26 protein-coding genes and 1 tRNA gene are annotated in these 26173 nt (G+C 57.7%); 14 read left to right on the top strand and 13 right to left on the bottom strand.

Translation table 11 applies throughout. The features are described 5' to 3' along the window. Nucleotides 1-70: 70 nt before the first annotated feature. The gene (gene thiI / locus ACI7MX_RS03305; protein ID WP_405584850.1) at nt 71-1525 is read right to left on the bottom strand and encodes a tRNA uracil 4-sulfurtransferase ThiI; all 1455 of its coding nucleotides are present in this window, start codon (nt 1523-1525) and stop codon (nt 71-73) included. 322 nt (nt 1526-1847) lie between these two features. On the opposite strand from thiI, the gene glnA reads away from it, so the two are divergent. The 3 genes from glnA (at nt 1848) to ntrC (ending at nt 6098) form a co-directional block, all read left to right on the top strand. Further along, a complete protein-coding gene (glnA, locus tag ACI7MX_RS03300) occupies nt 1848-3254 on the top strand; it encodes a glutamate--ammonia ligase (protein WP_048364610.1) in 1407 nt (468 codons plus the stop codon). A gap of 328 nt (nt 3255-3582) precedes the next feature. After that, nucleotides 3583-4668: a nitrogen regulation protein NR(II) gene (gene glnL, locus ACI7MX_RS03295; protein WP_314492038.1), complete on the top strand. Its 1086-nt coding sequence runs from the start codon at nt 3583-3585 to the stop codon at nt 4666-4668. Then, complete coding sequence (gene ntrC / locus ACI7MX_RS03290) at nt 4665-6098, top strand: nitrogen regulation protein NR(I) (protein WP_314492036.1); 1434 nt, start codon at nt 4665-4667, stop codon at nt 6096-6098. The genes glnL and ntrC overlap by 4 nt, the downstream gene beginning before the upstream one ends. Before the next feature lie 505 nt (nt 6099-6603). Here the strand turns inward: ntrC and ACI7MX_RS03285 are convergent. Beyond that, on the bottom strand, nt 6604-7044 hold the full coding sequence (locus ACI7MX_RS03285; protein ID WP_405584845.1) for a hypothetical protein: 441 nt from the start codon (nt 7042-7044) through the stop codon (nt 6604-6606). Here ACI7MX_RS03285 and trmL point away from each other — a divergent pair. Beyond that, nucleotides 7043-7498, top strand: a complete 456-nt coding sequence (gene trmL / locus ACI7MX_RS03280) for a tRNA (uridine(34)/cytosine(34)/5-carboxymethylaminomethyluridine(34)-2'-O)-methyltransferase TrmL (RefSeq protein WP_314492027.1) — start codon at nt 7043-7045, stop codon at nt 7496-7498. The genes ACI7MX_RS03285 and trmL overlap by 2 nt on opposite strands. A 52-nt stretch (nt 7499-7550) precedes the next feature. Here the strand turns inward: trmL and secB are convergent, their stop codons facing one another. From secB to ACI7MX_RS03265, 3 genes are read right to left on the bottom strand one after another with little or no spacing between them, the layout of a single operon-like run. Then, the gene (secB, locus tag ACI7MX_RS03275) at nt 7551-8036 is read right to left on the bottom strand and encodes a protein-export chaperone SecB (protein ID WP_122785265.1); all 486 of its coding nucleotides are present in this window, start codon (nt 8034-8036) and stop codon (nt 7551-7553) included. 40 nt (nt 8037-8076) lie between these two features. Further along, nucleotides 8077-8331, bottom strand: coding sequence for a glutaredoxin 3 (gene grxC / locus ACI7MX_RS03270; protein WP_122785266.1), 255 nt, complete (start codon nt 8329-8331; stop codon nt 8077-8079). Nucleotides 8332-8333: 2 nt separating this feature from the next. Further along, entirely contained in the window at nt 8334-8747 is a 414-nt protein-coding gene (locus tag ACI7MX_RS03265; RefSeq protein ID WP_122785267.1) for a rhodanese-like domain-containing protein, read from the bottom strand. Between the two features lie 148 nt (nt 8748-8895). Here ACI7MX_RS03265 and gpmI point away from each other — a divergent pair, with 148 nt between their 5' ends. The 4 genes from gpmI to ACI7MX_RS03245 all read left to right on the top strand — a co-directional run bounded on the left by gpmI (nt 8896) and on the right by ACI7MX_RS03245 (nt 14086). Then, complete coding sequence (gene gpmI, locus ACI7MX_RS03260) at nt 8896-10431, top strand: 2,3-bisphosphoglycerate-independent phosphoglycerate mutase (RefSeq protein ID WP_405584839.1); 1536 nt, start codon at nt 8896-8898, stop codon at nt 10429-10431. Between the two features lie 235 nt (nt 10432-10666). Then, nucleotides 10667-11953, top strand: a complete 1287-nt coding sequence (locus tag ACI7MX_RS03255) for a murein hydrolase activator EnvC family protein (protein ID WP_405584836.1) — start codon at nt 10667-10669, stop codon at nt 11951-11953. Nucleotides 11954-11988: 35 nt separating this feature from the next. After that, on the top strand, nt 11989-13302 hold the full coding sequence (locus ACI7MX_RS03250) for a S41 family peptidase (protein WP_314492011.1): 1314 nt from the start codon (nt 11989-11991) through the stop codon (nt 13300-13302). 1 nt (nt 13303) lies between these two features. Then, nucleotides 13304-14086 (top strand): divergent polysaccharide deacetylase family protein, encoded by a 783-nt coding sequence (locus tag ACI7MX_RS03245; RefSeq protein WP_314492008.1) that lies wholly within the window; start codon nt 13304-13306, stop codon nt 14084-14086. A gap of 124 nt (nt 14087-14210) precedes the next feature. Here the strand turns inward: ACI7MX_RS03245 and ACI7MX_RS03240 are convergent, their stop codons facing one another. The 6 genes from ACI7MX_RS03240 to ACI7MX_RS03215 all read right to left on the bottom strand — a co-directional run bounded on the left by ACI7MX_RS03240 (nt 14211) and on the right by ACI7MX_RS03215 (nt 19977). After that, on the bottom strand, nt 14211-14960 hold the full coding sequence (locus ACI7MX_RS03240; RefSeq protein ID WP_314492005.1) for an ABC transporter substrate-binding protein: 750 nt from the start codon (nt 14958-14960) through the stop codon (nt 14211-14213). A gap of 72 nt (nt 14961-15032) precedes the next feature. After that, nucleotides 15033-15803, bottom strand: a complete 771-nt coding sequence (gene hisF / locus ACI7MX_RS03235; protein WP_405584832.1) for an imidazole glycerol phosphate synthase subunit HisF — start codon at nt 15801-15803, stop codon at nt 15033-15035. Nucleotides 15804-15909: 106 nt separating this feature from the next. Beyond that, on the bottom strand, nt 15910-16647 hold the full coding sequence (hisA, locus tag ACI7MX_RS03230) for a 1-(5-phosphoribosyl)-5-[(5-phosphoribosylamino)methylideneamino]imidazole-4-carboxamide isomerase (protein WP_405584829.1): 738 nt from the start codon (nt 16645-16647) through the stop codon (nt 15910-15912). 168 nt (nt 16648-16815) lie between these two features. After that, nucleotides 16816-17454, bottom strand: a complete 639-nt coding sequence (gene hisH / locus ACI7MX_RS03225) for an imidazole glycerol phosphate synthase subunit HisH (RefSeq protein ID WP_314493061.1) — start codon at nt 17452-17454, stop codon at nt 16816-16818. Next, nucleotides 17454-18047: an imidazoleglycerol-phosphate dehydratase HisB gene (gene hisB, locus ACI7MX_RS03220; RefSeq protein WP_003438561.1), complete on the bottom strand. Its 594-nt coding sequence runs from the start codon at nt 18045-18047 to the stop codon at nt 17454-17456. Before hisB ends, hisH begins: the two co-directional genes overlap by 1 nt. A 268-nt stretch (nt 18048-18315) precedes the next feature. Then, nucleotides 18316-19977 (bottom strand): OFA family MFS transporter, encoded by a 1662-nt coding sequence (locus ACI7MX_RS03215; protein WP_405584824.1) that lies wholly within the window; start codon nt 19975-19977, stop codon nt 18316-18318. Nucleotides 19978-20269: 292 nt separating this feature from the next. Here ACI7MX_RS03215 and ACI7MX_RS03210 point away from each other — a divergent pair, with 292 nt between their 5' ends. The 4 genes from ACI7MX_RS03210 (at nt 20270) to ACI7MX_RS03195 (ending at nt 23999) form a co-directional block, all read left to right on the top strand. Continuing rightward, nucleotides 20270-22486 (top strand): AsmA family protein, encoded by a 2217-nt coding sequence (locus ACI7MX_RS03210; RefSeq protein ID WP_405584821.1) that lies wholly within the window; start codon nt 20270-20272, stop codon nt 22484-22486. Beyond that, a complete protein-coding gene (gene mutY, locus ACI7MX_RS03205; protein ID WP_405584818.1) occupies nt 22483-23550 on the top strand; it encodes an A/G-specific adenine glycosylase in 1068 nt (355 codons plus the stop codon). Before ACI7MX_RS03210 ends, mutY begins: the two co-directional genes overlap by 4 nt. Further along, complete coding sequence (locus tag ACI7MX_RS03200) at nt 23547-23819, top strand: oxidative damage protection protein (protein WP_122785279.1); 273 nt, start codon at nt 23547-23549, stop codon at nt 23817-23819. The genes mutY and ACI7MX_RS03200 overlap by 4 nt, the downstream gene beginning before the upstream one ends. Before the next feature lie 104 nt (nt 23820-23923). Further along, nucleotides 23924-23999: transfer RNA gene (locus tag ACI7MX_RS03195), tRNA-Phe, on the top strand. Between the two features lie 95 nt (nt 24000-24094). Here ACI7MX_RS03195 and ACI7MX_RS03190 read toward each other — a convergent pair. After that, nucleotides 24095-24415 (bottom strand): hypothetical protein, encoded by a 321-nt coding sequence (locus ACI7MX_RS03190; protein WP_405584815.1) that lies wholly within the window; start codon nt 24413-24415, stop codon nt 24095-24097. A 99-nt stretch (nt 24416-24514) separates the two neighbouring features. Here ACI7MX_RS03190 and ACI7MX_RS03185 point away from each other — a divergent pair, with 99 nt between their 5' ends. Beyond that, nucleotides 24515-24985: a hypothetical protein gene (locus ACI7MX_RS03185; protein ID WP_405584812.1), complete on the top strand. Its 471-nt coding sequence runs from the start codon at nt 24515-24517 to the stop codon at nt 24983-24985. 660 nt (nt 24986-25645) lie between these two features. Further along, entirely contained in the window at nt 25646-25900 is a 255-nt protein-coding gene (locus ACI7MX_RS03180; protein ID WP_314492082.1) for a hypothetical protein, read from the top strand. Here ACI7MX_RS03180 and ACI7MX_RS03175 read toward each other — a convergent pair. Continuing rightward, nucleotides 25890-26162, bottom strand: coding sequence for a DUF1272 domain-containing protein (locus tag ACI7MX_RS03175; RefSeq protein WP_314492085.1), 273 nt, complete (start codon nt 26160-26162; stop codon nt 25890-25892). The two genes, ACI7MX_RS03180 and ACI7MX_RS03175, sit on opposite strands and share 11 nt — an antisense overlap. Between the last annotated feature and the right edge of the window lie 11 nt (nt 26163-26173).

Below are 26173 nucleotides of genomic sequence, written 5' to 3'. Positions count from 1 at the left end.
AAGCCGTTACAGCTTGACGGCGGCGTCGGGGGGCCGGTGACGCAGGCCACAGGCATACAGCCCCGGGCTCTTAGCTCGGTCGATAAACGCGCACATTGGCATGTCCCTCACTGAGCAAATGGTGAGCATGCAGGCGACTCATCACGCCTTTGTCGCAATACAACAGGTACTGACGGGTGTCATCCAGTTCCTTGAAGCGGCTGTTCAAAGCATAGAACGGCAACGCTTGTACTTCGATGCCAGCCAGTTCCAGCGGTCGATCTTCCTGATCATCCGGGTGACGGATGTCGATCACGATTTGGCCCGCCAGCACTTCGCTGACTTCTTCGACTTGCAAGTCCTGGCCCAATTCATCGATTACACGATCAATCGGCACCAGTTTAGCCCGCTCAAGCGCACGCTCAAGCACGGCCATATCAAACTGTTGTTCTTCATACTCCACGCGGTTGCGCTTGGCGTGGGTCTTGGGGTTGACCGAAATCACCCCGCAATATTCAGGCATGTGCTTGGCAAAATCGGCCGTGCCGATGGCTTCTGCCTGATCAATGATGTCTTGCTTGTGGCTGACGATCAGCGGACGCAACACCAGCTTGTCAGTCGCCGAGTCAATCAGCGACAAGTTGGGCAGCGTCTGGCTCGACACCTGCGAAATCGCTTCACCGGTCACCAGCACTTCGATTTCCAGGCGTTCAGCGATACGGGTAGCAGCGCGCAACATCATACGCTTCAAAATGACGCCCATATGACTGTTATCGACTTTGCCGAGAATTTCGCCCAATACTTCTTCGAACGGAACGCTGACAAACAGTACGCGCTGGGAGCTGCCGTACTTCTTCCATATATAGTGCGCGACTTCCATCACGCCCAGCTCGTGGGCACGCCCGCCGAGGTTGAAGAAGCAGAAGTGGCTCATCAGCCCGCGGCGCATGACCTGGTAAGCCGCCACGGTAGAATCGAACCCGCCGGACATCAAAACCAGCGTCTGATCCAGCGAGCCCAGCGGGAAGCCGCCAATGCTGTCGTGCTGGCTGTGAATCACAAACAACCGTTGGTCGCGAATTTCGAAGCGGACTTCGATTTCCGGCTTTTTCAGGTCAATTCCGGCCGCACCGCATTCACGTCGCAGCTTGCTGCCGACGTATTTTTCGATTTCCATCGAGGTAAACGGATGCTTGCCGGCACGCTTGCAGCGCACTGAAAAAATCTTGCCCGCCAACGCGTCGCCGAAGTGCACTTTGCACTTTTCAACGACGTCGTCGAAGTCACCCAACGGGTACTCGTCCACTTGCAGAAAATGCGCGATGCCCGGCATGCAGCTCAGGCGCTCAGTCATCTCCTTCAAGGCTTTGGGGTCGGTTACGCGTGTTTGCAGTTCGATGTTGTCCCACACACCTGTCACCACCACGGCCGGGTCCAGATCGCGGAGCACAGCACGGATGTTTTTGGCCAATTGACGGACGAAACGCATCCGAACCGGACGGCTCTTGATAGTGATTTCGGGGAAGACTTTAACGATTAGTTTCATGAAAACAGCGCGCGAGCAGCCTACCAAAAAAGGGGGGCGCGGATTATAGCGGAAATTGCTCAAGGTTTAACCAGTTATCGTACAAACGGTTTTGGTCGCACCAAAACAGCGCATTTATAGCCTTAATCGCTTCATTTAAGTGCGATTCAGGGTGCTAATCGGTAGTCTACGTCGCTACCTGCCTGAGATTGGGGCAAGTCGGGGCACTGGCATGCAATTTGCTCCCTTGTGAGGCAGGTTGCCTTGGCAGAGTATTCGCGCCGGCATCAACCACTTATTAAGGGCTAATCCACCACCAGCCCTAAGCCACCCGGAGGACACTATGTCGAAGTCGGTTCAACTCATCAAAGATCATGACGTCAAGTGGATTGATCTGCGCTTCACTGACACCAAAGGCACTCAGCACCACGTGACCATGCCGGCCCGTGATGCGCTGGATGAAAACTTCTTCACCGACGGCAAAATGTTCGACGGCTCCTCCATTGCTGGCTGGAAAGGCATCGAAGCGTCCGACATGATCCTGCTGCCAGACGACAGCACGGCAGTTCTGGACCCGTTCACCGAACAGCCTACGCTGATCCTGGTGTGCGACATCATCGAACCTTCGACCATGCAAGGCTATGACCGCGATCCACGCGCCATCGCTAACCGTGCCGAGGAATACCTGAAGTCCACCGGTATCGGTGACACCGTGTTCGTCGGTCCAGAGCCTGAGTTCTTCATCTTCGACGAAGTGAAATTCAAGTCCGACATTTCCGGCTCCATGTTCAAGATCTACTCCGAACAGGGTTCGTGGATGTCCGATCAGGACGTGGAAGGCGGCAACCGCGGCCACCGTCCTGGCATCAAAGGTGGCTACTTCCCGGTTCCGCCATTCGACCATGACCACGAAATCCGTACCTCCATGTGCAACGCCATGGAAGAAATGGGTCTGGTTATCGAAGTTCACCACCACGAAGTGGCCACTGCTGGTCAGAACGAAATCGGCGTTCAGTTCAACACGCTGGTGAAAAAGGCTGACGAAGTTCAGACCCTGAAGTACTGCGTGCACAACGTAGCAGACGCCTACGGCCGTACCGCTACCTTCATGCCTAAGCCTCTGTACGGCGATAACGGCTCGGGCATGCACGTTCACATGTCCATCTCCAAAGATGGCAAGAACACCTTCGCTGGCGAAGGCTATGCAGGTCTGTCCGACACCGCTCTGTACTTCATCGGCGGCATCATCAAGCACGGCAAGGCACTGAACGGCTTCACCAACCCGGCTACCAACTCTTACAAGCGTCTGGTACCAGGTTTCGAAGCACCGGTCATGCTGGCCTACTCGGCGCGTAACCGCTCCGCGTCGATCCGTATTCCTTACGTGTCCAGCCCTAAAGCTCGCCGTATCGAAGCACGCTTCCCGGACCCGGCTGCTAACCCGTACCTGTGCTTCGCGGCACTGATGATGGCTGGCCTGGACGGCATCCAGAACAAGATCCACCCTGGCGATGCTGCTGACAAAAACTTGTACGACCTGCCGCCTGAAGAGGCCAAAGAGATCCCGCAAGTGTGTGGCAGCCTGAAAGAAGCGCTGGAAGAACTGGACAAGGGCCGTGCGTTCCTGACCAAAGGCGGCGTATTCAGCGACGACTTCATCGACGCTTACATCGCCCTGAAAAGCGAAGAAGAAATCAAAGTACGCACCTTCGTACACCCACTGGAATACGAGCTGTACTACAGCTGCTAATCCAGACACGCCGGGTTAACCCGGCGTGAATTAAAAAAACCTCCTTCGGGAGGTTTTTTTTTGGCGCGCAATTGCGCACGCGTCTGAATGTTTAAGACAACCTGAACCAATTGCTTGACTTGCACTATATTGGTGCATCAATAGCTGAACGATTCGATTTGCAGCCCACATTGGGTCAAAGATGCGCCAGCGAGCAGGCTTTACGCCACCTTTATGGGCTCCAAGTCCTCATTTCAGGCGATTAGCGCTTCTTTTAAGAGCCTTGGTTTGGTTTTTGCATTTTCTTTGTCTCAGCGTGTAACCCGCGCAAGTAATCCGGGATTGGCCCATGACCATCAGTGATGCCCTGCACCGACTGTTACTCGACAATCTGACGACTGCCACGCTATTGCTCAATGACGCTTTACGCCTTGAGTACATGAATCCGGCAGCCGAGATGCTGCTGGCTATTAGCGGGCAGCGCAGTCATGGACAATTCATCAGCGAATTGTTCACTGAGTCCACCGAAGCGCTGCACTCGCTGCGTCAAGCGGTCGAACACGCCCATCCGTTTACCAAGCGTGAAGCCATGCTGACGTCGCTCACCGGGCAGACGCTGACCGTGGATTACGCCGTCACCCCGATCTTGAGCAACAGCGGCACCATGCTGCTGCTTGAAGTTCACCCGCGAGACCGCCTGCTGCGCATCACCAAAGAAGAAGCGCAGCTGTCCAAACAAGAAACCAGCAAGATGCTGGTTCGCGGGCTGGCCCATGAAATCAAAAACCCCTTGGGCGGCATTCGTGGCGCGGCGCAATTACTGGCCCGTCAGTTGCCCGACGAAAACCTGCGCGACTACACCAACGTGATCATTGAAGAAGCCGACCGCCTGCGCAATCTGGTTGATCGTATGCTCGGCTCGAACAAATTGCCCTCGCTGTCCATGACCAATGTTCACGAAGTGCTGGAGCGGGTGTGCAATCTGGTTGAAGCGGAAACGCAGGGCAGCATTACGCTGGTGCGCGACTACGACCCAAGCCTCCCTGACCTGCTCATCGACCGCGAGCAAATGATTCAAGCGGTCCTTAATATTGTGCGCAATGCCATGCAGGCCATCGGCAGCCAGAACGAACTGCGACTGGGTCGGATCACCTTGCGCACTCGCGCCATGCGCCAGTTCACCATTGGCCATATTCGCCATCGTCTGGTGACAAAAATAGAAATTATCGACAACGGGCCGGGCATTCCGGCCGAGTTGCAGGACACCCTGTTTTTCCCGATGGTCAGCGGCCGCCCGGACGGAACGGGGCTGGGCCTTGCCATCACCCAGAACATCATCAGTCAGCACCAGGGGTTGATCGAATGTGAGAGCCACCCCGGCCACACACTCTTCTCGATCTTTCTACCACTGGAACAAGGAGCCGCATCGACATGAGCCGAAGTGAAACCGTGTGGATCGTCGACGACGACCGTTCTATCCGCTGGGTACTGGAAAAAGCCTTGCAACAGGAAGGCATGACCACACAAAGCTTCGACAGCGCCGATGGCGTGATGAGTCGCCTTGCTCGCCAGCAGCCCGACGTGATCATTTCAGACATTCGCATGCCCGGCGCAAGCGGTCTGGATTTGTTGGCCAAGATCCGCGAGCAGCACCCTCGCCTGCCGGTCATCATCATGACCGCCCATTCCGATCTGGACAGCGCGGTGGCGTCGTACCAGGGCGGCGCGTTTGAATACCTGCCCAAGCCGTTTGACGTGGATGAAGCGGTGTCACTGGTCAAGCGCGCCAACCAGCATGCTCAGGAACAACAAGGTCTGGCCGTGTCGCCAGCGCTGGCCCGCACCCCGGAGATCATTGGCGAAGCACCGGCGATGCAAGAAGTGTTTCGCGCCATTGGCCGTCTTAGCCACTCCAATATAACGGTGCTGATCAATGGCGAATCGGGCACGGGCAAAGAGCTGGTTGCTCACGCCTTGCATCGCCACAGTCCGCGCGCGGCGTCACCGTTTATAGCGTTGAATATGGCCGCCATCCCTAAAGACTTGATGGAGTCCGAGCTGTTCGGTCACGAAAAAGGAGCATTCACCGGCGCCGCCAACCTGCGTCGCGGCCGCTTTGAACAGGCTGACGGGGGCACCTTGTTTCTGGATGAAATCGGCGACATGCCGGCTGATACCCAGACTCGTCTGCTGCGGGTCTTGGCGGATGGCGAGTTCTACCGCGTGGGTGGGCATACGCCCGTCAAAGTCGACGTGCGCATCATTGCCGCCACCCATCAAAACCTTGAAACCCTGGTGCAGGCTGGCAAATTCCGCGAAGACTTGTTTCATCGCCTGAACGTGATTCGCATCCATATCCCGCGCCTGTCGGACCGTCGCGAAGACATTCCGACCTTGACCCGGCACTTCCTCAGCAGCGCTGCGCAAGAGTTGTCTGTGGAGCCCAAGTTGCTCAAGGCAGAGACCGAGCAATACCTGAAGAACCTGCCGTGGCCTGGCAACGTGCGCCAGTTGGAGAATACCTGCCGCTGGATTACGGTCATGGCCTCGGGTCGCGAAGTGCATATCAGCGATTTGCCGCCCGAATTGCTGAACCTGCAACAGGACAGCTCGCCGGTGACCAACTGGGAGCAAGCCCTGCGTCAATGGGCAGATCAAGCACTGGCCCGTGGTCAGTCAAATCTGCTGGACAGCGCCGTGCCGACCTTTGAGCGGATCATGATTGAGACCGCGCTCAAACACACCGCAGGTCGTCGCCGTGACGCTGCTGTGCTGCTGGGCTGGGGTCGCAACACCTTGACGCGCAAGATCAAGGAGTTGGGGATGAAGATTGATGGCGAGGAAGACGAGGGTGATGAGGCGTAAGGCAGATCAAAAGCGCCCTCACCCTAACCCTCTCCCGGAGGGAGAGGGAACTTGATCGGTGGCGCTACGCAAATCTGCTTTTGCTTTTAATCCCCTCTCACTTTGGGAGAGGGTTAGGGTGAGGGGCTTCTGCTTTAAGCTCCCTCTCCCTCGGGGAGAGGGCTGGGGTGAGGGGCTTTAGCTCTACCCGCACCACTCAAAAGCACGCCCGCACCATTATCGTGCACCGCTCTAGATCAAGGCTTTCAGCCAAATCCAACGCGTGCGAAAGGCGCACCTAAAACGCCCCGTATTCCGGGGCTTTTGCATTTTATTCACTCAATTTCACACACGAGCCAAAACTGGCACGCGCCCTGCAATACCTATAACAAGACACACCGCTTTAGGGGACCTTGATACAGGCAGGTCAAGACTCCCCACTTTTACACCGCAGCCTTGATGACTCTTGCATCAACGCGCACAACGCTTTCAGGGAACCGGTACAGGCAGGCCGTCATTCCCTCTTTTATTCCTCTCGCAGGTTCACCTGCAACCGCCAGCGCCCATCCTGCGGCGCACCGGCCCAGTCGCCCTGTAAGGCACGGGCCGCCACCAACGTCAGCAACAACCCACCATCCGTCACACGCACTCGCCAGTTCACGGTCTTGCCGTTGAGCATTATCTGGCCCTTCTGCACCCCGCCCTTGGCATCAAACAACACGCCCACGGTGCCATCAACCAGCTCACCATGCAGCTTGGGCTCAGCGCTGAACCACACCACCAGTGCGCCCGGCAGGGCTTCTATTTGCTGCAATTCAATGGGTTCAGGCGTGGTCAGACGGCCAATCATCAGGCCGACCATAAAACCGACAATCGCCAAAGAGCCTAAAACCCGCAACCAGAGTTTAGGTCGCGGGTCATCTTCAGGCGTAGAATCGCGCCCATCCTCATATTCGGAGCCGTGCATGTTTCACGTCATCCTTTTCCAACCAGAAATTCCGCCGAATACCGGCAACATTATCAGGCTGTGCGCCAACAGTGGCTGCCACCTGCATTTGATCGAGCCTATCGGTTTTGAGCTGGACGACAAGCGCTTGCGCCGTGCCGGCCTCGACTACCACGAGTACGCGCCGCTCAAGCGCCATGCTGACCTGGCCAGCTGCCTTGAAAGTCTGGGCCAGCCGCGTCTGTTCGCGTTTACCACCAAAGGCTCCAAGCCGTTCCACGACGTTCAGTTCGCCGAGGGCGATGCGTTTATCTTCGGCCCTGAAAGCCGTGGCCTGCCGCCCGAAGTGCTCGACGCCCTCGACAGCGAACACCGTCTCCGCCTGCCCATGCGCGAAGGCTGCCGCAGCCTCAACCTGTCCAACACAGTGGCCGTGGCCGTTTACGAAGCGTGGCGCCAGTTGGGGTTCAAATAATCCCAAGCCAATAAAAAAGCGCCGTTAAGGCGCTTTTTTATTCATCGACCGGTTATTGAACCGTCGGCGAACCTTCTTCCTGCATACGCTGCATTTCTTGCGCGTACAAGGCATCGAAGTTCACCGGTGCCAGCATCAAGGCCGGGAACGAGCCGCGAACCACCAGGCTGTCCAGGGTTTCGCGAGCATACGGGAACAGGATGTTCGGGCAGAAAGCACCCAGCGTGTGGCTCATCGAACCCGCATCAAGGTTTTTGATCAGGAAGATGCCCGCTTGCTGAACTTCAGCGATAAAGGCCACTTCGTCGCCGTTTTTGACGGTCACCGACAACGTCAATACCACTTCGTGGAAGTCGTCTTCCAATGGCTTTTGACGGGTGTTCAGGTCCAGGGCAACGCTTGGCTCCCACGCCTGACGGAAGATCGCCGGGCTTTTCGGCGCTTCGAACGACAAGTCACGCACGTAAATACGTTGCAGCGAGAATTGTGGAGCAGTGTCTTCATCGCTAACAGCAGCGGTGTTCTGTTGGTCAGTCATCACAGATCCTTGTTGATCTTGGGCTTAGAGAGAAAGAGCGTCAGACGCCGAGCATCGCATTCAATTTACCTGCGCGCTCCAGAGCAAACAGGTCATCGCAACCCCCCACGTGCAGGTCGCCAATCCAGATTTGAGGGACCGACGTGCGGCCTGCCTTCTGGGCCATTTCGGCGCGGATCTGAGGCTTGCCGTCGACTTTTATTTCTTCGAAGGCAACACCCTTTTGCTCAAGCAAATACTTGGCTCGCGAGCAATAAGGGCAATAGTCGCTGGAGTAAACGATAACCTTAGGCATGTTTACTTCACCACAGGCAGGTTATCGGCGCGCCAGCTGGAAATACCGCCGGACAGCTTGGCGGCGTTGTAGCCAGCCTTGAGCAATTCACGGGCATGGCCGCCCGAGTGCTGACCCGCAGCGTCCACCAAAATGATGGTTTTGCCTTTGAACTTGTCCAGCTCAGCCATGCGCGCAATCAGCTTGTCTTGCGGAATATTCAGGGCACCTACAATGTGGCCTGCGGCAAAGTCCTTGGCCGGACGAATATCAATCACCACGCCTTCATCGCGATTGACCAGGCCGGTCAGTTCGCCGGTGCTGATGCTGCGCCCGCCACGGCTCATCTCATGAGCAATCAACAGCGCCAACAGGATGACAAACGCGCCTACAAGGAGGTAGTGAGCAGTGGCAAATGTAATCAGGTGATCAACCATCAGAAGGTTCCAGGGTCGTAAAATGTGGGCCAGTATACACAGCCACCTTGGTCGGCCAAACCCCGCCCGGCGGTGACGTCACATGAACTTCGCTTTAAACTGCGCGTCCTCTTAGTACCTTCTATTCAACCAGCCACGAGTGGGATCTATGACTACCACGCCTAAACCTTTGGTCCTGATCATCCTGGATGGCTTCGGTCACAGTGAAAGCCACGATCATAACGCCGTGTATTCGGCCAAGAAACCGGTGCTCGATCGTCTCGTTGCAAGCATGCCAAACGGCCTGATCTCAGGTTCAGGCATGGATGTCGGTCTGCCGGACGGGCAAATGGGCAATTCCGAGGTGGGCCACATGAACCTCGGCGCTGGCCGCGTGGTGTATCAGGATTTCACCCGCGTCACCAAGTCCATTATGGATGGCGAGTTCTTCGAGAACCCGACCCTTTGCACAGCCGTCGATAAAGCCGTAGGTGCAGGCAAGGCCGTGCATATTCTGGGCTTGCTGTCGGATGGCGGCGTTCACAGCCACCAGGACCACCTCATCGCCATGGCGGAACTGGCGTTCAAGCGCGGTGCAGAAAAAATCTACCTGCATGCCTTCCTCGATGGCCGCGACACGCCTCCAAAAAGCGCATCGTCCTCCATTGAGCTGCTGGATGAAGCGTTCAAGGATTTGGGCAAAGGCCGTATCGCCAGTCTGATTGGCCGCTACTTTGCCATGGACCGCGATAATCGCTGGGACCGTGTCGCTCAAGCCTACAACCTGATTGTTGACGGTAACGGCCAGTTCAACGCAGCCACCGCCCAAGAAGGCCTGGACGCTGCTTATGCTCGCGGTGAAAGCGACGAATTCGTCAAAGCCACCACACTGGGCAAACCGGTCAAGGTTGAAGACGGCGACGCCGTGGTTTTCATGAACTTCCGCGCCGACCGCGCCCGCGAGCTGACCCGCGCATTCGTTGAAGATGATTTCGATGGGTTCGAACGTGCCCGCCAGCCGAAATTGGCCGAGTTCGTGATGCTGACTCAATACGCAGCCAGCATCCCTGCCCCGAGCGCTTTCGCGCCGGGCAGCCTGGAAAACGTGCTGGGCGACTATCTGGCGAAAAATGGCAAAACCCAGCTGCGCATTGCCGAAACGGAAAAATACGCCCACGTCACCTTCTTCTTCTCTGGCGGTCGTGAAGAACCGTTCCCGGGTGAAGAACGTATTCTGGTGCCATCGCCTAAAGTCGCCACTTACGACTTGCAGCCTGAAATGAGCGCGCCAGAAGTGACCGACAACATCGTCGATGCGATTGAACATCAGCGTTATGACGTGATTGTCGTCAACTACGCGAATGGCGACATGGTGGGCCACAGCGGCGTATTCGACGCCGCGGTCAAAGCCGTTGAATGCCTGGATGCCTGCGTTGGCCGCATCGTCGAGGCGCTGTACAAAGTGGGCGGCGAGGCGCTGATCACTGCAGACCACGGCAACGTTGAACAAATGTCCGACAACAGCACGGGCCAGGCTCATACCGCTCACACCTGTGAACCTGTGCCGTTTATTTATGTCGGAAAGCGTGCGTTCAAGGTTCGCGAAGGCGGTGTCTTGGCTGACGTTGCACCGACTATGCTCAAGCTGCTGGGGCTGCCACAGCCTCAAGAGATGACCGGCAAGACCATATTGATCGACGCTTAATGCGTGTGTGACGCCCGTAGCAGCTGCCGAAGGCGGCGTCCGGCGACGAAGTCGTCGTAAATTCAGGTGCCGCGACCACTCAGGTGGACCGCGTGCACAGCATTTACGATCGCTGCGCGACCGGACGTAGCCTTCGGCAACTGCTACGGGATTGATATTTAACTTTCATCCATTTCTTATAGGTGACGATGGCGGGCATACTAAGCCGTCCCGTTCCTCAGGTGTCGCCCGCCCCATGCTCCGCGCCCTTATAGCCCTTACACTGACATGCCTGCTCCAACCGGCCTTTGCCGACGAGCGCGCGCAAACTCAACAACAGCTGGAAGCCACGCGCCAGGATATCGGCGAGCTGAAAAAGCTTCTGGGCAAACTCCAGGAAGAAAAATCCGGCGTGCAGAAAGACTTGCGCGGCACCGAAACCGAAATCGGTAAACTGGAGAAGCAGGTTGATGCCCTGCAAAAAGAACTAAAAAAGAGTGAAGGCGAGCTGCTGCGCCTAGATAGCGAGAAAAAAAAACTCCACAGCGCAAAAATTGAACAGCAACGCCTGATCGCCATTCAAGCGCGCGCCGCCTATCAAGGCGGCCATCAGGAATACCTCAAGCTGCTGCTCAACCAGCAAAACCCTGAGAAGTTCGCCCGCACCCTGACCTATTACGACTACTTGAGCCAGGCGCGGATGGCGCAGCTCAAGGGTTTCAACGAAACGCTGCGCCAATTGGCCAACGTCGAAGCCGACATCAATCAACAGCAGGCAGAGTTGCTGGCGCAAAAAAGCAGCCTCGATACGCAGCGCGCCGAGCTCGACAAAGTACGCGCCGAACGCCAGCAAGTACTGGCCAAGCTCAACACGGACGTCAAAAACCGCGATCAAAAGTTGCAAGCCCGCGAGCAGGATCAGGCGGATCTGGCTAAAGTCCTCAAGACCATTGAAGAAACCCTTGCCCGTCAGGCCCGAGAAGCCGAGCAGGCACGGCAAAAAGCCTTGATTGCACAACAGGAAGCCGAGAAAAAACGCCAGCGCGAGGCTGAATCGGTTGCCACCGACGCCCCGCGAAAGCCGATCAAGTCAACGCCAGGTGCCTTGGTCTCCAGTGCCGGCGTCTCTTATGGCGGACCTTTTTCTCAAGCCCGGGGCAAACTTCCTTGGCCTGTTGATGGTCGACTCTTGGCACGCTTCGGTGAAAGCCGTGGCGATGACGTGCGCACCAAGTGGGACGGCGTGATGATCAGCGCCGGGGCAGGCACTCAGGTGCACGCCGTGCATGGGGGTCGCGTGGTGTTTGCCGACTGGCTGCGCGGTGCGGGCCAGTTGGTCATTCTGGATCACGGTAACGGTTACTTGAGTTTGTACGGCCACAATCAGACGCTGCTCAAGTCGGCCGGAGACATTGTTAAAGCCGGGGATGTCATTTCCACTGTAGGCAACAGCGGTGGTCAAGCAACACCCGCGTTGTATTTTGCTATTCGTCAGCAGGGCCGCCCCAGCGACCCCGCACAATGGTGCCGTACTCAAGGATGAGTCCATCACCTTTAATACGTAGGAGTTCGTTCAACATGCCGCATCTGACCCGCCTTAACTCGCTGGCCCTGACGATCGCTCTGGTGCTTGGCTCGCCTCTGGCATTTGCTGCCACGCCGCCCGCCGCACCGTCGGCCGCCCCCAGCGCCAAGGCACCACTGCCGCTAGAAGAACTGCGCACATTCGCCGAAGTCATGGACCGGATCAAAGCGGCGTACGTGGAACCTGTTGACGACAAAACCCTGCTCGAAAATGCCATCAAAGGCATGCTCAGCAATCTTGATCCGCATTCGGCTTACCTGGGGCCAGAAGATTTCGCCGAGTTGCAGGAAAGCACCAGCGGCGAATTTGGCGGGCTGGGCATCGAAGTCGGCTCTGAAGACGGCAATATCAAAATCGTTTCGCCCATTGATGACACCCCGGCAAGCAAAGCCGGGATTCAGGCCGGCGACTTTATCGTCAAGATCAATGGTCAGCCGACGCGCGGCCTGAGCATGACCGAAGCGGTCGATTTGATGCGCGGCAAGATTGGTCAGAAAATCACCCTGACCCTGGTCCGCAATGGCGGCACACCGTTCGACGTCACGTTGACCCGTGCCAACATTCAGGTCAAAAGCGTGAAAAGCCAGCTGCTCGAAGACGGCTACGGTTATATCCGCATTACCCAGTTCCAGGTCAAAACCGGCGAAGAAGTGGCCGCCGCGCTGTCCAAACTGCGCCGCGAAAACGGCAACAAGCGACTCAAGGGCATCATCCTCGATCTGCGTAACAACCCCGGCGGCGTGCTGCAATCGGCCGTTGAAGTGGTGGATCACTTCATCACCAAAGGCCTGATCGTTTACACCAAAGGCCGCATTGCCAACTCTGAACTGCGCTTCTCGGCGACCGGTAAAGACTTGAGCGAGGGTGTTCCGCTGGTGGTATTGATCAACGGTGGCAGCGCTTCGGCATCGGAAATCGTCGCTGGCGCCTTGCAGGATCAAAAGCGCGGCGTGGTCATGGGCACCACCAGCTTCGGTAAAGGCTCGGTACAAACCGTGCTACCGCTGAACAATGACCGCGCCCTGAAAATCACCACTGCGCTGTACTTCACCCCTAACGGTCGTTCGATTCAGGCGCAGGGCATCGTGCCGGACATCGAAGTCAGCCGCGCCAAGATCACCCGTGAGCAAGACACCGAGTACTACAAAGAGGCCGACCTGCAAGGTCACCTCGGCAACGGTAACGGCGGTGCCGACCGCCCGACCGGTTCGAGCCCGAAAGCCAAGCCGATGCCACAGGATGACGACTTCCAGTTGAGTCAGGCCCTGAGTCTGCTCAAAGGCTTGAGCATTACACGCGGCAATTGAGATGCGCTTTTCAACCGCCCTCGCCCTGCTCTGCTGCCTGACCGGTGCCGCCCATGCGGCGCCGGTCAACCATCCGGACGCCCACCCCAAGGCTTACCTGAGCCTGATCATCGACGATTTGGGGCAGAATCTGCCCCGTGACCGCCGCGTACTGGCCTTTGCGGGCCCGGTGACGACCGCGGTGATGCCCGACACCCCGCATGCCGCTGAATTTGCCCGTGAAGCGCACAAGGCCGGCAAGATCGTTATCTTGCACATGCCCATGGACCCCGCCACCGGCCCATTCGCCTGGCACCCGGACTTGCCCATCGCCGAACTGGCAAAGCGTCTCGACGCGGCGTTCAAGGCCGTGCCCTACACCAGTGGCATCAATAACCACGAAGGCAGCCTGATGACCGCTCAGCCTGAGGCCATGGCCTGGTTGATGAGCGAACTGCAACAACGGCATAAGTTCTTTGTCGACAGCCGCACCAGCGCGCGCACCGTCGCTGCGGCCCAAGCGCAGAAAATCGGTTTGGCCAGTGTTTCGCGCGATGTGTTCCTCGATAACGTGCGCACCGAGCAGGCCATTACCAGCCAGCTCGAAACCGCGATAAAACACGCCAAGAAATACGGTTCGGTGGTGATGATCGGCCATCCGTACCCGCAAACACTGGCGGTGCTGGAGCGCGAATTGCCCACGCTCAAAGCGCAAGGCATTGACTGGATCGACATCAAACAGATGATCGGTGTGCGCAGCAATCAGGCGATGGCGGCACATGGGAAAGACGGGGTTTATCGTTAAGCGGAATCCGTAGCAGTTGCCGAAGGCTACGTCCGGCGACGCAGTCGTCGTAAAACCAGGCGTGCGGTCGTTCAGATTAACCGTGCTCTCTGGGTTTACGATTGCCGCGCAACCGAACGTCCGATTACAGGTATTTAGCGCGGATCTTCTCGATCACCCCTTCAGCCCGCAGCTCATCCATGGCGGCCTGTAATGTGTTCACGACCTCATCCGGTATCTCTTTGTTCAGCGCCAGATACAGCTCAGCCTGATTGAAGCGCAGGACCGTCTTGAACCCTGAAATACCCACCTGCCGTGCCAAGAATCGCCCCGCTGGATCGCCTGTGGCCCACAGGTCGATCTGACCGGCCAGCAGCTTGCGGGCGTTATCCTGATCGCGCAGCACGATCACCGGCTTAAGCCCCTGCCTCTCCAGAGACTGCGCGATCACATCCCCTTTGTAAGCGCCGATGCGGTAGTTCGCCGCCTGCTCAAGGGTGGTCAGCGTAATCGGGCTATCCGCTCTGGCCAACAATACCCAGTCATCCGGGCCAATGGGGCCGACCCATTTGAACAAGGCTTCACGCTCAGGCACACGGGCTGTGACGAAGACGCCGTAGCCCGGGTTGGCGAGGGCAAGGTCATAGATACGCTGCCACGGAAAGCGCAGGGTCATGTTGTAGGGGATGCCAGCGCGTTTGAAGGTTTCGCGCAGCACTTCGACGGCGATGCCTTCAAGGTTTTGATTTTGAGCGAAGTTCTTCCCGTTTTTAGCCATGTTGTACGGCGGGAAATTTTCGGTGAGCAACACCAGAGGGGCACGCGATGCCTCTGCTGCAGATGCGCCCAGCCACAATGTGCAACCGGCCACAACGACTAAAAAACGTTTAAACATGTCAGACAACCTAGATCCATGGCGTGCCCAAGAGTGAACCGGGCTTGCCATGGTGTCTAGTAGCCTTTGTGTTTAGCGCACCACGATCCCGCGCTCGGCCATATAGGCTTTGGCTTGTGGCACGGTGTATTCGCCAAAGTGGAAAATACTGGCCGCCAGGACGGCACTGGCATGCCCTTCAAGAATGCCGTCGGCCAAGTGTTGCAAGTTGCCCACGCCCCCTGAGGCGATGACCGGGATGCCCAGCGCATCACTGATCGCACGGGTCACACCCAGGTCAAAGCCGCTTTTCATGCCGTCCTGATCCATGCTGGTCAGCAAGATCTCACCGGCACCCAAGCCTTCCATCTTCATCGCCCATTCGACGGCGTCGAGGCCGGTGGGCTTGCGCCCGCCGTGGGTGAAGATTTCCCAGCGCGGGGGTTCGCCCGCCAGGGAGACTTTCTTGGCATCAATGGCGACCACAATGCACTGCGAACCAAAGTGCTGCGCCGCTTCGCCCACAAACTCCGGGTTGAACACCGCAGCGGTGTTGATCGAAACCTTGTCGGCACCGGCGTTCAGCAGGTTGCGGATGTCTTGAATGCAACGTACCCCGCCACCCACAGTCAGCGGTATAAACACCTGACTGGCCATGCGCTCGACGGTATGCAGCGTGGTGTCGCGGCCGTCGACGCTGGCGGTGATGTCGAGAAAGGTAATCTCGTCAGCCCCTTGCTCGTCATAGCGACGGGCAATTTCTACCGGGTCGCCCGCGTCGCGGATGTTCTCGAACTTGACGCCCTTCACGACCCGGCCGTTATCCACGTCCAGGCAAGGGATGATGCGTTTGGCCAGCGCCATGGGCTAAATCTCCGATTTAGAGCGGCAAGCTGCAAGTTTTAAGCGGCAAGTAAAGGCAGAGCCCAGTCGCGCTTGAGCTTGCGGCTTACAGCTTGCAGCTTGCAGCTTAAGACTTATAGGTATCGCAGAAGGCTTGGGCCTCAGCCACATCCAGCGTGCCTTCATAGATTGCACGGCCGGTGATGGCGCCGATGATGCCTGGCGCCTTGGCGTCGAGCAGGGCTTTGATATCGCCCAGGTTATGGATGCCGCCCGAAGCGATCACGGGAATGCGCGTGGCCGCGGACAAGGCTGCGGTGAACTCGACGTTACAGCCCTGCATCATGCCGTCTTTGGCGATGTCGGTATAAACGATGGCCGATACGCCGTCTGCTTCAAAGCGCTTGGCCAGATCGATCACTTGCACGTTGCTGACTTCAGCCCAGCCGTCAGTGGCCACGAAGCCATCTTGCGCATCCATGCCGACAATGATTTTGCCGGGGAAGGCACGGCACGCTTCTGCCACGAACTCTGGGTTCTTGACCGCTTTGGTGCCCAAAATCACGTAGCTCACGCCCGCTTTGACGTAATGCTCGATGGTTTCCAAAGAGCGAATGCCGCCACCGATTTGAATAGGCAAATGCGGGTAACGCTTGGCGATGGCGGTCACCACCTCGCCGTTGACCGGCTGGCCTTCAAAGGCGCCGTTCAGGTCAACCAAATGCAGACGACGGCAACCGCCCTCAACCCATTTGGCGGCCATGCCCACCGGGTCATCGGAGAACACCGTGGAATCTTCCATGCGGCCTTGGCGCAGGCGCACGCAGGCACCGTCTTTAAGATCGATAGCGGGAATAATTAACATGCTTTTTCCTTCGTCAAAAGAGCGGCAAGTGGTGAGCTTCAAGCGGCAAGTTAGAAGCTCGATTGTGATCCGCTTGCTCTGGGTGCTTGAAGCTTAAAGCTTGCAGCTGACTCAATTCTTGCTCGGCGGTAAGCGCGAGAGTGGGCGGCTATTGCTTGCGCACAGCCATTACCAGCGACCGTCCCAGGCCACGAAGTTTTCCAGCAGCTGCAAGCCGTTGGTATGGCTCTTCTCGGGGTGGAACTGCACCGCAAAACGCGAGCCTTCGGCCAGCGCAGCCGCAAAATCGACGCCGTAATGCCCGCCGCCCACGACCTGACGCGGGTTGCCCGCCGCGATGTAGTAGCTGTGCACAAAATAAAAACGCGCAAGGTCAGCAATACCGTGCCACAGCGGGTGATCGACCTTCTGCTGCACTTCGTTCCAGCCCATGTGCGGCACTTTGAGGTGTTCGCCGTCTTCGTGCAGGTCTTTGCCGAAAAACTTCACTTGGCCGGGAAACAGACCGATGCAGTCAACGCCACCGTTCTCTTCGCTGCTGTCGAGCAAGGCTTGCATGCCGACGCAAATGCCGAGGAACGGACGGTCCTGGCTGACTTCACGCACCAGCGAATCAAAGCCCAGGCGACGAATTTCAGCCATGCAGTCGCGAATCGCGCCCACACCGGGGAACACCACGCGGTCAGCCTCGCGAATCACGTTGGCATCGCTGGTGATCAGCACCCGACCGGCGCCGACGTGTTCCAGCGCTTTGGCCACCGAGTGCAGGTTGCCCATGCCGTAATCGATTACCGCCACGGTCTCCATCAGAGCACGCCCTTGGTAGACGGCATTTGCCCGGCCATACGCTCATCCAGCGCAACAGCCATGCGCAACGCGCGGCCGAATGCCTTGAATACCGTCTCAATCTGGTGGTGAGTGTTGGTGCCACGCAGGTTGTCGATGTGCAGGCTGACATTGGCGTGATTGACGAAGCCCTGAAAGAACTCCTGAAACAGATCAACATCGAAGCCGCCGACGGTGGCGCGGGTGTAGGGCACGTGCATTTGCAGGCCAGGGCGGCCCGAAAAGTCGATGACTACGCGCGACAGCGCTTCGTCCAGCGGGACATAAGCGTGACCGTAACGGGTCATGCCTTTTTTATCGCCGACCGCTTGGCTGAAGGCTTTACCCAAGGTAATGCCCACGTCCTCAACGGTATGGTGATCGTCGATATGCAGGTCGCCTTTGCACTCGATGTCCAGGTCGATCAGCCCGTGTCGGGCGATCTGGTCGAGCATGTGCTCAAGAAAAGGCACACCGATATCGAATCGGGCCTTACCGGTACCATCCAAGTTGATCGAGGCTTTAATCTGGGTTTCCAGAGTATCGCGCTCGACTGACGCCTTACGTTCGGCCATCACCAGCTCCGCAAAATCATTGGGCGAAAAAAGGTGATCATTATAGGCACGGGTCAGGCAAACAGAAACATTCGGGTGATAAGACTGACGTAATGCGCCCAAGGCGCACAACTGCGTAGCAGCTGACGAGCTCCGCGAGGCTGCGTCCGATTGCGAAGCGATCGTAAAACATGCGATCACGGTCAATATGAAACACCGCATTCTCTGGTTTTACGACGGCTGCGCCGCCGGACGCGGCCTGCGGCCGCTGCTACGGGTCAGTTAAACATCAATTAAACAACACAGCCGTCTTCTGCACCGTGACCCACACACCCCACAAGAGCGGGATGCCCACGGCCAACCACGCAGCAATCACGAGTGGGCGACTGCCCGGCGCTGCTTTCCATTCCAGCGACGTCGTGGCGTCAGCGCCCTTGTCGTGACCCAGTGCCTGCTCGGCCGCCAGTTGGGCGTCGGTCATGAAGTACTTGTCGTTCACCGGCCGCACCAGCAAGTTGCACACGAAGCCCAGCGCCAGCAAGCCCGCCAAGATGTACAAGGTGATGTCGTAAGCGGCCGCACGCTCAACCCCGATGCTCAGCTGATATTCACGCAGGTAGTTGACCAATACCGGCCCCAGCACGCCAGCCGCCGCCCACGCGGTCAGCAGTCGCCCGTGAATGGCACCGACCATCTGTGTGCCGAACAGGTCGGCCAGGTACGCAGGTACGGTGGCGAAACCACCGCCGTACATCGACAGAATGATGCAGAACGCCGCCACAAACAGCGACACGTTGCCCAGATGCCCAAGGTTGGGCACCATCGCGTACAGCGCAAAACCCAATGCGAAGAACACAAAATAGGTGTTTTTACGCCCCAGGTAGTCGGAGAACGACGCCCAGAAAAAGCGTCCGCCAATGTTAAACAGGCTCAGCAACCCAGTGAAACCCGCTGCAATGGCCGCTATTTGCGCCAGTTGCACCGCATCCAGCTGACTGAAGGTCAGGTCATTGCCCAGCAGCTTGCCCGCAAACACTTCCTGCAACAGCGGCGAAGCCATGCCCAAAATACCGATCCCGGCAGAGACGTTCAGGCACAGCACCAGCCACACCAACGCAAATTGCGGCGTCTTCCAGGCCACGCTGACGTGCACATGGCGATGAGTGATCATCGCGTTAGACGCTTTTTTGGCTGGCGCAGTCCAGCCTTCAGGTTTCCAGCCGGTGGGTGGAACGCGGTATGACAAGGCGCCGCCGATCATGAACACGAAATAAATCGCGGCCATCGCCACAAAGCTCTGCCACACGCCCACGCTGTCAGGCGTCGCAAAATGGTTCATCAAGACGGCGGCCAAGGGCGCGCCGACCATGGCCCCGCCACCGAAGCCCATGATTGCCATGCCCGTGGCCATGCCGCGCTTGTCCGGGAACCACTTGATCAAGGTCGACACGGGCGAGATGTAGCCCAAGCCAAGCCCGATACCGCCAATCACCCCCGAGCCCAGCCACATCAGCCAGATTTGGTGGGTATAAATGCCCAGCGCTGAAATCAGCAGGCCCCCACACCAGCACAAGGCCGACACCACACCGGCCTTGCGCGGGCCAGCATGCTCAAGCCACCCGCCCCACACGGCTGCCGAGCAACCCAGGAAGATGAAAAACAAGGTGTAGATCCAGCCAAGCATCGAGATCGGCCAGTCGCACTGCGACGAAAACACCTGTGCAATGAAGCTCATGTCCGGCGCGCAGGCTACCGGCGCGGTGACACCGATGGCTTTGGACAGCGGCAACCAGAACACGGAAAAGCCGTAGGCCATACCGATACACAGGTGAATGGCCAGTGCGGCGGGTGGAACCAGCCAGCGGTTGAAACCGGGTTTGGCGATGATGCGCTCTTTGGAAAGAAACGCCGGCTGTGAGGCAGGACTGCCCGCAGCAATGCTAGTGCTCATTATTATTTCCCCCATGGATGAAGTGTTTCCCGGACACGCTCGACCCTGACTTTGGTGCCCTCAGGCACACAGCCGTTTTATTGGATCGAGTCGGCGGCGCGACGATCCGCCGCAGACGTCATGGAAAACAGGTGAAGACTACCATTTGAGCGCAGGAAATCGTCCATTGCTGTGAGGTGTTTCATCTACAAAGAGCCAGGCCACTATCCGCGCCCAGTCGGTCATCGCGTGGCGCTATACTCTGCGGCTGATTTTAAACTTCTTCCTCACCTAGACTTACAAGGACTCGCCCATGAAAGCGTTCGGCAAAATCCTGGGTCTGGTGCTTCTCGGATTGTTGCTGATCATCGTGGCTTTGGGCTTTGCCCTGAGCCATCTGTTCGATCCCAACGACTACAAAGACGAGATCCGCCAGATAGCTCGCGACAAGGCCCACATTGAGTTGACGCTCAATGGCGACATAGGCTGGAGCCTGTTCCCGTGGCTTGGCCTTGAACTGCATGACGCCAGCGTGGCGACACTCGCGGCACCCACCCAGCCGTTCGCCGACCTGCAAATGCTGGGGCTTTCGGTGCGGGTATTGCCGCTGCTGCGCAAAGAAGTGCAGATGAGCGATGTGCGGGTAGAAGGCTTGAACCTGCGCCTGAACCGCGACAAAGACGGTCATGGCAACTGGCAAGACATCGGCAAACCGGCACCGGTGGCCGCAACCACCCAAACCCCGGCCACCGCCGAGACGACACCTGCCAGCAAACCTGACAGCGTCAGCCAGCCACTCAAGCTCGACATTGACAGCCTGACCGTGAACAACGCGCGGGTCGAATACAACGACGAGCAAAACGGTAAGCAGTTCAGTGCAGAAAGTATCCAGCTGAGCACCGGCCCGATTCACGAAGCGACCAGCACCCCGGTCAAGTTGACTGCCTTTCTGGGCACCAATCAGCCCGTCATGCGGGTCAAGACAGAAGTCGACGGCAAATTGCGTTTTGATCGCGTGCTCAAGCGTTATCAGTTCGATGACATGAAAGTCGTGGGCGAAGCCTCGGGCGAGCCGCTGCAAGGCAAGACCATGACTTTTGCTGCTCAAGGGCAAATCCTCGTGGATCTGGCCGCCAACATCGCGGAATGGAGCGGCCTTAAGATTTCCGCCAATCAGATGCGGGCGTTGGGCGAACTCAAGGTCAATGAACTCGACAAAACGCCGCAAATCAGCGGCGGCCTGTCGATTGCCCAGCTTGATCTGGCCAAGTTCCTCGACAGCATCGGCCACCCTCTGCCCAACATGGCGCCGGGCAGCCTGAGTAAAGTCGAAGTGGTCACTCGCCTGTCGGGCACACCGAACAGCATGGCCTTTGACGAACTCAACCTTAAAGTGGACGACAGCACCTTCACCGGTCGTATTGCGGTAGAAGACTTCGCCAAGCAAGCCCTGCGCATCCAGCTCAAAGGCGACACGTTCAACGCCGATCGCTACATGCCCGCCAAGTCCGAGCAAGCCAGCGGCGCCACGGCTGCACGCAAGGCTGAAGTACAAAGCAGCGAAGCCGGCGCGCTGGCCGCCTCAGGCGACACACCGCTGCCCGATGCCCCGACCAAAAGTGGCTGGAGCACGGCAAAAATCATTCCTGTCACTCGCCTCAAGGCCCTTGATCTGGAGGCTGACATCAGCTTCGGTCAACTGACGCTGACCCAACTGCCCATTCAGAGCGCCGTCCTCAAGGCGGTCAGCAAAGACGGTTTGCTGACCCTGCAAAACCTGAGTGGCAACCTGTACAAAGGCAACTTCGCGGCCAATGGCAGCCTTGATGTGCGCCCTATGCTGCCGGTGGCCGCCCTGCAAACCCGCATCAGCAATGTACCGGTCGATAAAATCCTGCAGAGCCAGGGTCAAAAACCCCCTGTCACCGGCCTGCTGACCCTTAACAGCAACGTTACGGGCAGCGGCGATAGCCAGAGTGCATTGGTTCAGAGCCTCAACGGCACCGCCAGCTTCGTCCTCAATGACGGTGTACTGCTCAATGCCAACATTGAGCAGCAACTGTGCAAAGGCATCTCGGTACTCAACCGCAAGCCCTTGACCAGTGCACCGCAGGGTAAAGACACGCCCTTCAAGGAACTCAAAGGCAGCCTGGTGTTTCGTAATGGCGTGGCCAGCAACCCCGACCTGATTGTGCGCATTCCGGGCATGAGCGTGAAAGGCGATGGCGACATCGACCTGCGCGTGCTGGGCATGGACTATCGCATCGGTATCGTCATCGAAGGCGACACCCGTGCCATGCCAGACCCCGCTTGCCAAGTCGGCAAGAACTTTGTCGGCATCGAACTGCCACTGCGCTGCCGTGGCCCGTTGGAACTGGGTGCCAAAGCCTGCCGCCTGGACAAGGACGGGCTGGGTAAAGTGGCCGCCAAAATGGCGGGCAACAAAATCAGCGAGAAGCTTGAAGAGAAGCTGGGCGACAAAGTCAGCCCCGAACTCAAAAACGCCCTCAAGGGGCTGTTTAACCGATGAAAGACGAGCAATTTTCTGTGGCGGTGCTGGACTGGTATGACCGCCACGGCCGTCACGACCTGCCCTGGCAACAGGGCATCACCCCGTATCGGGTGTGGGTTTCGGAAATCATGTTGCAGCAAACCCAAGTCAGCACTGTGCTCAACTACTTCGACCGGTTTATGGCTTCGCTGCCCACGGTACAAGACCTGGCCAACGCGCCCGAAGACGAAGTGCTGCACCTGTGGACGGGCTTGGGCTACTACACCCGTGCGCGCAATTTGCAGAAAACCGCCAAAATCGTCGTGAACGAATATGGGGGTGAATTTCCGCGCGATGTTGACAAACTCGTCGAACTGCCCGGCATCGGCTTATCCACAGCCGGCGCGATTGCCAGCCTGAGCATGGGCTTGCGGGCACCTATCCTCGACGGCAACGTCAAGCGCGTACTGGCTCGCTACACCGCGCAAGAGGGCTATCCGGGCGAACCCAAGGTTGCCAAACAGTTATGGGCCACCGCTGAGCGCTTCACGCCCCATGATCGGGTCAACGCTTACACCCAGGCCATGATGGACATGGGCGCCACGCTCTGCACGCGTAGCAAGCCGAGCTGCCTGTTGTGCCCGCTCGAAAAAAGCTGTGAAGCTCACTTGCTGGGCCTTGAGACCCGCTACCCGGTGCCCAAGCCCCGCAAGACTGTCCCGCAAAAGCGCACGCTGATGCCCCTGCTGGCCAATGCTGAGGGCGAGATCCTGCTTTACCGTCGCCCCTCTACGGGCCTGTGGGGCGGTTTGTGGAGCCTGCCTGAGCTGGATGACCTGAGTGACATTGAGCATTTGGCCTCGCAACACTCACTGGCGCTGGGCGCGCAGCATCCACTGCCCGGCCTGAATCACACCTTTAGCCATTTCCAGTTATCCATCGAACCCTGGCTGGTTCACGTCAAAGAGTCCGGCCATCACGTGGCCGAGGCTGATTGGCTCTGGTATAACCTCGCCACCCCGCCGCGCCTGGGCCTTGCTGCCCCGGTCAAAAAGCTGCTCAAACGTGCAGCCGAGCTATTGAACGCAGGAGAGTCGTCATGACCCGCACCGTTATGTGCCGCAAGTACAAAGAAGAACTGCCCGCCCTTGAGCGCGCTCCGTTTCCGGGCGCTAAAGGTCAGGACATTTTTGATCACGTCTCAGCTAAAGCCTGGGCTGATTGGCAAAAACACCAAACTTTGCTGATCAACGAGAAGCGTTTGAACATGATGAACGCTGAAGATCGAAAATATTTGCAGGGCGAAATGGATAAGTTCTTCAGCGGCGAAGAATACGCACAAGCTGAAGGCTACGTTCCGCCAAGCGAGTAAACCCCGGTTTTAAAGGGTTTGGCCCGTAAGCGACGGTATTATTTAAAGATTTTTTAAAAAAGTGTTTGACGGGTTAACGAAAAAAGCTTCTAATGCGCCCCGTTGCCCAGATAGCTCAGTCGGTAGAGCAGGGGATTGAAAATCCCCGTGTCGGCGGTTCGATTCCGTCTCTGGGCACCACATTCAGCATTGATGTGGTGTTCACACCACCTCAACGCAAACAAGAAACCCGCCTAGTGCGGGTTTTTTGTTGGGCGCGATTTAATCGCCCGCCGTTATGGCTTACCTGAACGAATAGAGTCCCACTCTGCCACATGCGCCGCTTTCGCCTTTTTGTTATAGAGGCAAAGCTCGGTGCCCTGCTTGCCCTTCATATGTTTCTGCGGATACTCACCTTGCAGCAGAATCGCGGTGTAACCCACCCGATCATCAAATTGCGCTGGCGAACCGACAGGCTTGGCATTTTTCAAGGTGCTGGCCTTGGTGCAGCTTGTGAGTACGGCCTTGTCATAGGCAGCCCATGCGTCGGGACTGGAGGCACTGGCGTGAGTGGCCACAGCCGTCAGGCAAAGGAAGGTCAACGAGGAGAGTTTCATGGTTCGGTGCATCCTTGGGTGTCCGTTAATTGTTGAGATTTGAGTATTGCGCACAGGACAGGTTCAATAACCCCCTTAGCCCGTAAAGGACACACGTTCATGGCAACGCCAACGAAACAGCAGAAACACGCACAGCGGGCCAAATCCAAGGCCAAACAGAACCGCATGGGCAAGCCGGGTAAAACCACGTCTGCAACCCTCATCGACCACCCGTTCGATGACGTAAAAATCGACCTCAGCACCTTTGATTTTCAGGACATTAAAGAAAACGGCTTTGAACCGTCCGATTTCGATGATTTGTTTGAGGCCATGAAGGCCGCCGAAGCAAAAGGGCTGCAAGCGATGTGCAGCCTCTTTCTGCAATACCCGGTGCTGGAATTGGTGATCGCCGAGGAAGAGGAAGACGATGCCACTGACTTCCTGATGGGCTTGTTGATCGCCTTCCGCATGACCGTTCACGGTGATGACGAAGACAGTGCGATGGCGTGGGTCGAATCCCCCGAGTTTTCCAACGCCTACGTTGAGGCGTCGCGCCTGCTGGCTGAGCGGGGTGAGCGAAGCGCGCACTGACGGCAGGGAGGGGCCTTGGCGGCGGCGCTTCAGAGTGTGTGAACGTCAGCTCCCCTCACCCCAACCCTCTCCCGGAGGGAGAGGGGGCTGATAGGGTTGTTTTCGGATTCTGTGCAAGGCTTAAGAACCCCCCGAATCAGCTCTCTCAGTTGTTCACAATCAATAAAACCTGCAAGCATTCCCCGATCAGTCCCCTCGGTTGTTCAGAATCACTACACCCTGCAAGCATCCCCCGATCAGCCCTCTCGGTTGTTCAGAATCACTACAACCTGCAAGCATCCCCCGATCAGTCCCCTCGGTTGTTCAGAATCACTACAACCGGCAAGCATCCCCCGATCAGTCCCCTCTCCCTCTGGGAGAGGGCTAGGGTGAGGGGCTTATGAAGGCTTGCCATGAGATTGGCCGAGCGCTAAAGTCCCCAGCGTCGCGGTCAATCCCGCGGCCGGGCTTGGAAACCCGAATCGTAAACGGTGCTACAGCGCCAATGTGAGTATTTCAGGCGTTTTTTTTTGCCTGAAATAAAACTCTATGGCAGCTGTGCGTGGGAGGCCTCGTGCCTGCCGGGTTCCGTTTACCCCGGTTTTCCAACCTGCGCACGGCTGCCACCCATTCGCTTGGAAACGAACGTGGCAGCTCTCATCAGTAAACGGAGCTTCTCGAATGACCCACTTTCTTACCACCCCTCTCGCCTTCCACCCCACCGGACACGCTCGGCTCAATCAAATGCTGTTCAGCGTCACGCCCAATATTGCAGCCAGCGATGCCTTAAATAGCGCTTCGGACATCCTGTCAGCCGCCGCCCACTCACTGGAGGCCGCTGCAACCGGCGCCTGCATCATTGATGCTCATCAGGCCTTTTTGCTCTGCCACGCCCTGCGTGCGGCTAAAGCAACGGTGGATGCGCTCACTCAGTAACACGATCCATCCCCTGGCCCGCCGGACGGCAACCGTCGGGCTTATAGACCCGTGTGGTCGAAGCAGGATTGTTCGCCAGTTTTTCAGCCGGCCTACGCGGCCGCACCAGCAATTCGCCGCCGCAATTAGGGCAAAGCCCACCCAGCGCCTGCTCTGAACAAGACGCGCAAAACGTGCACTCAAAAGAGCAAATCCGCGCCAGGGGTGAATCAGGCGGCAATTCGCAGTGACAGCACTCACAATTGGGGCGTAATTCGAGCATGGGCACCTCAC

It is taken from the genome of Pseudomonas sp. 2024-210 (assembly GCF_045062345.1).
Classification (GTDB): domain Bacteria; phylum Pseudomonadota; class Gammaproteobacteria; order Pseudomonadales; family Pseudomonadaceae; genus Aquipseudomonas.
Note: the sequence above shows the minus strand (reverse complement) of the source record. Positions and strands in the feature narration are given on the sequence as shown.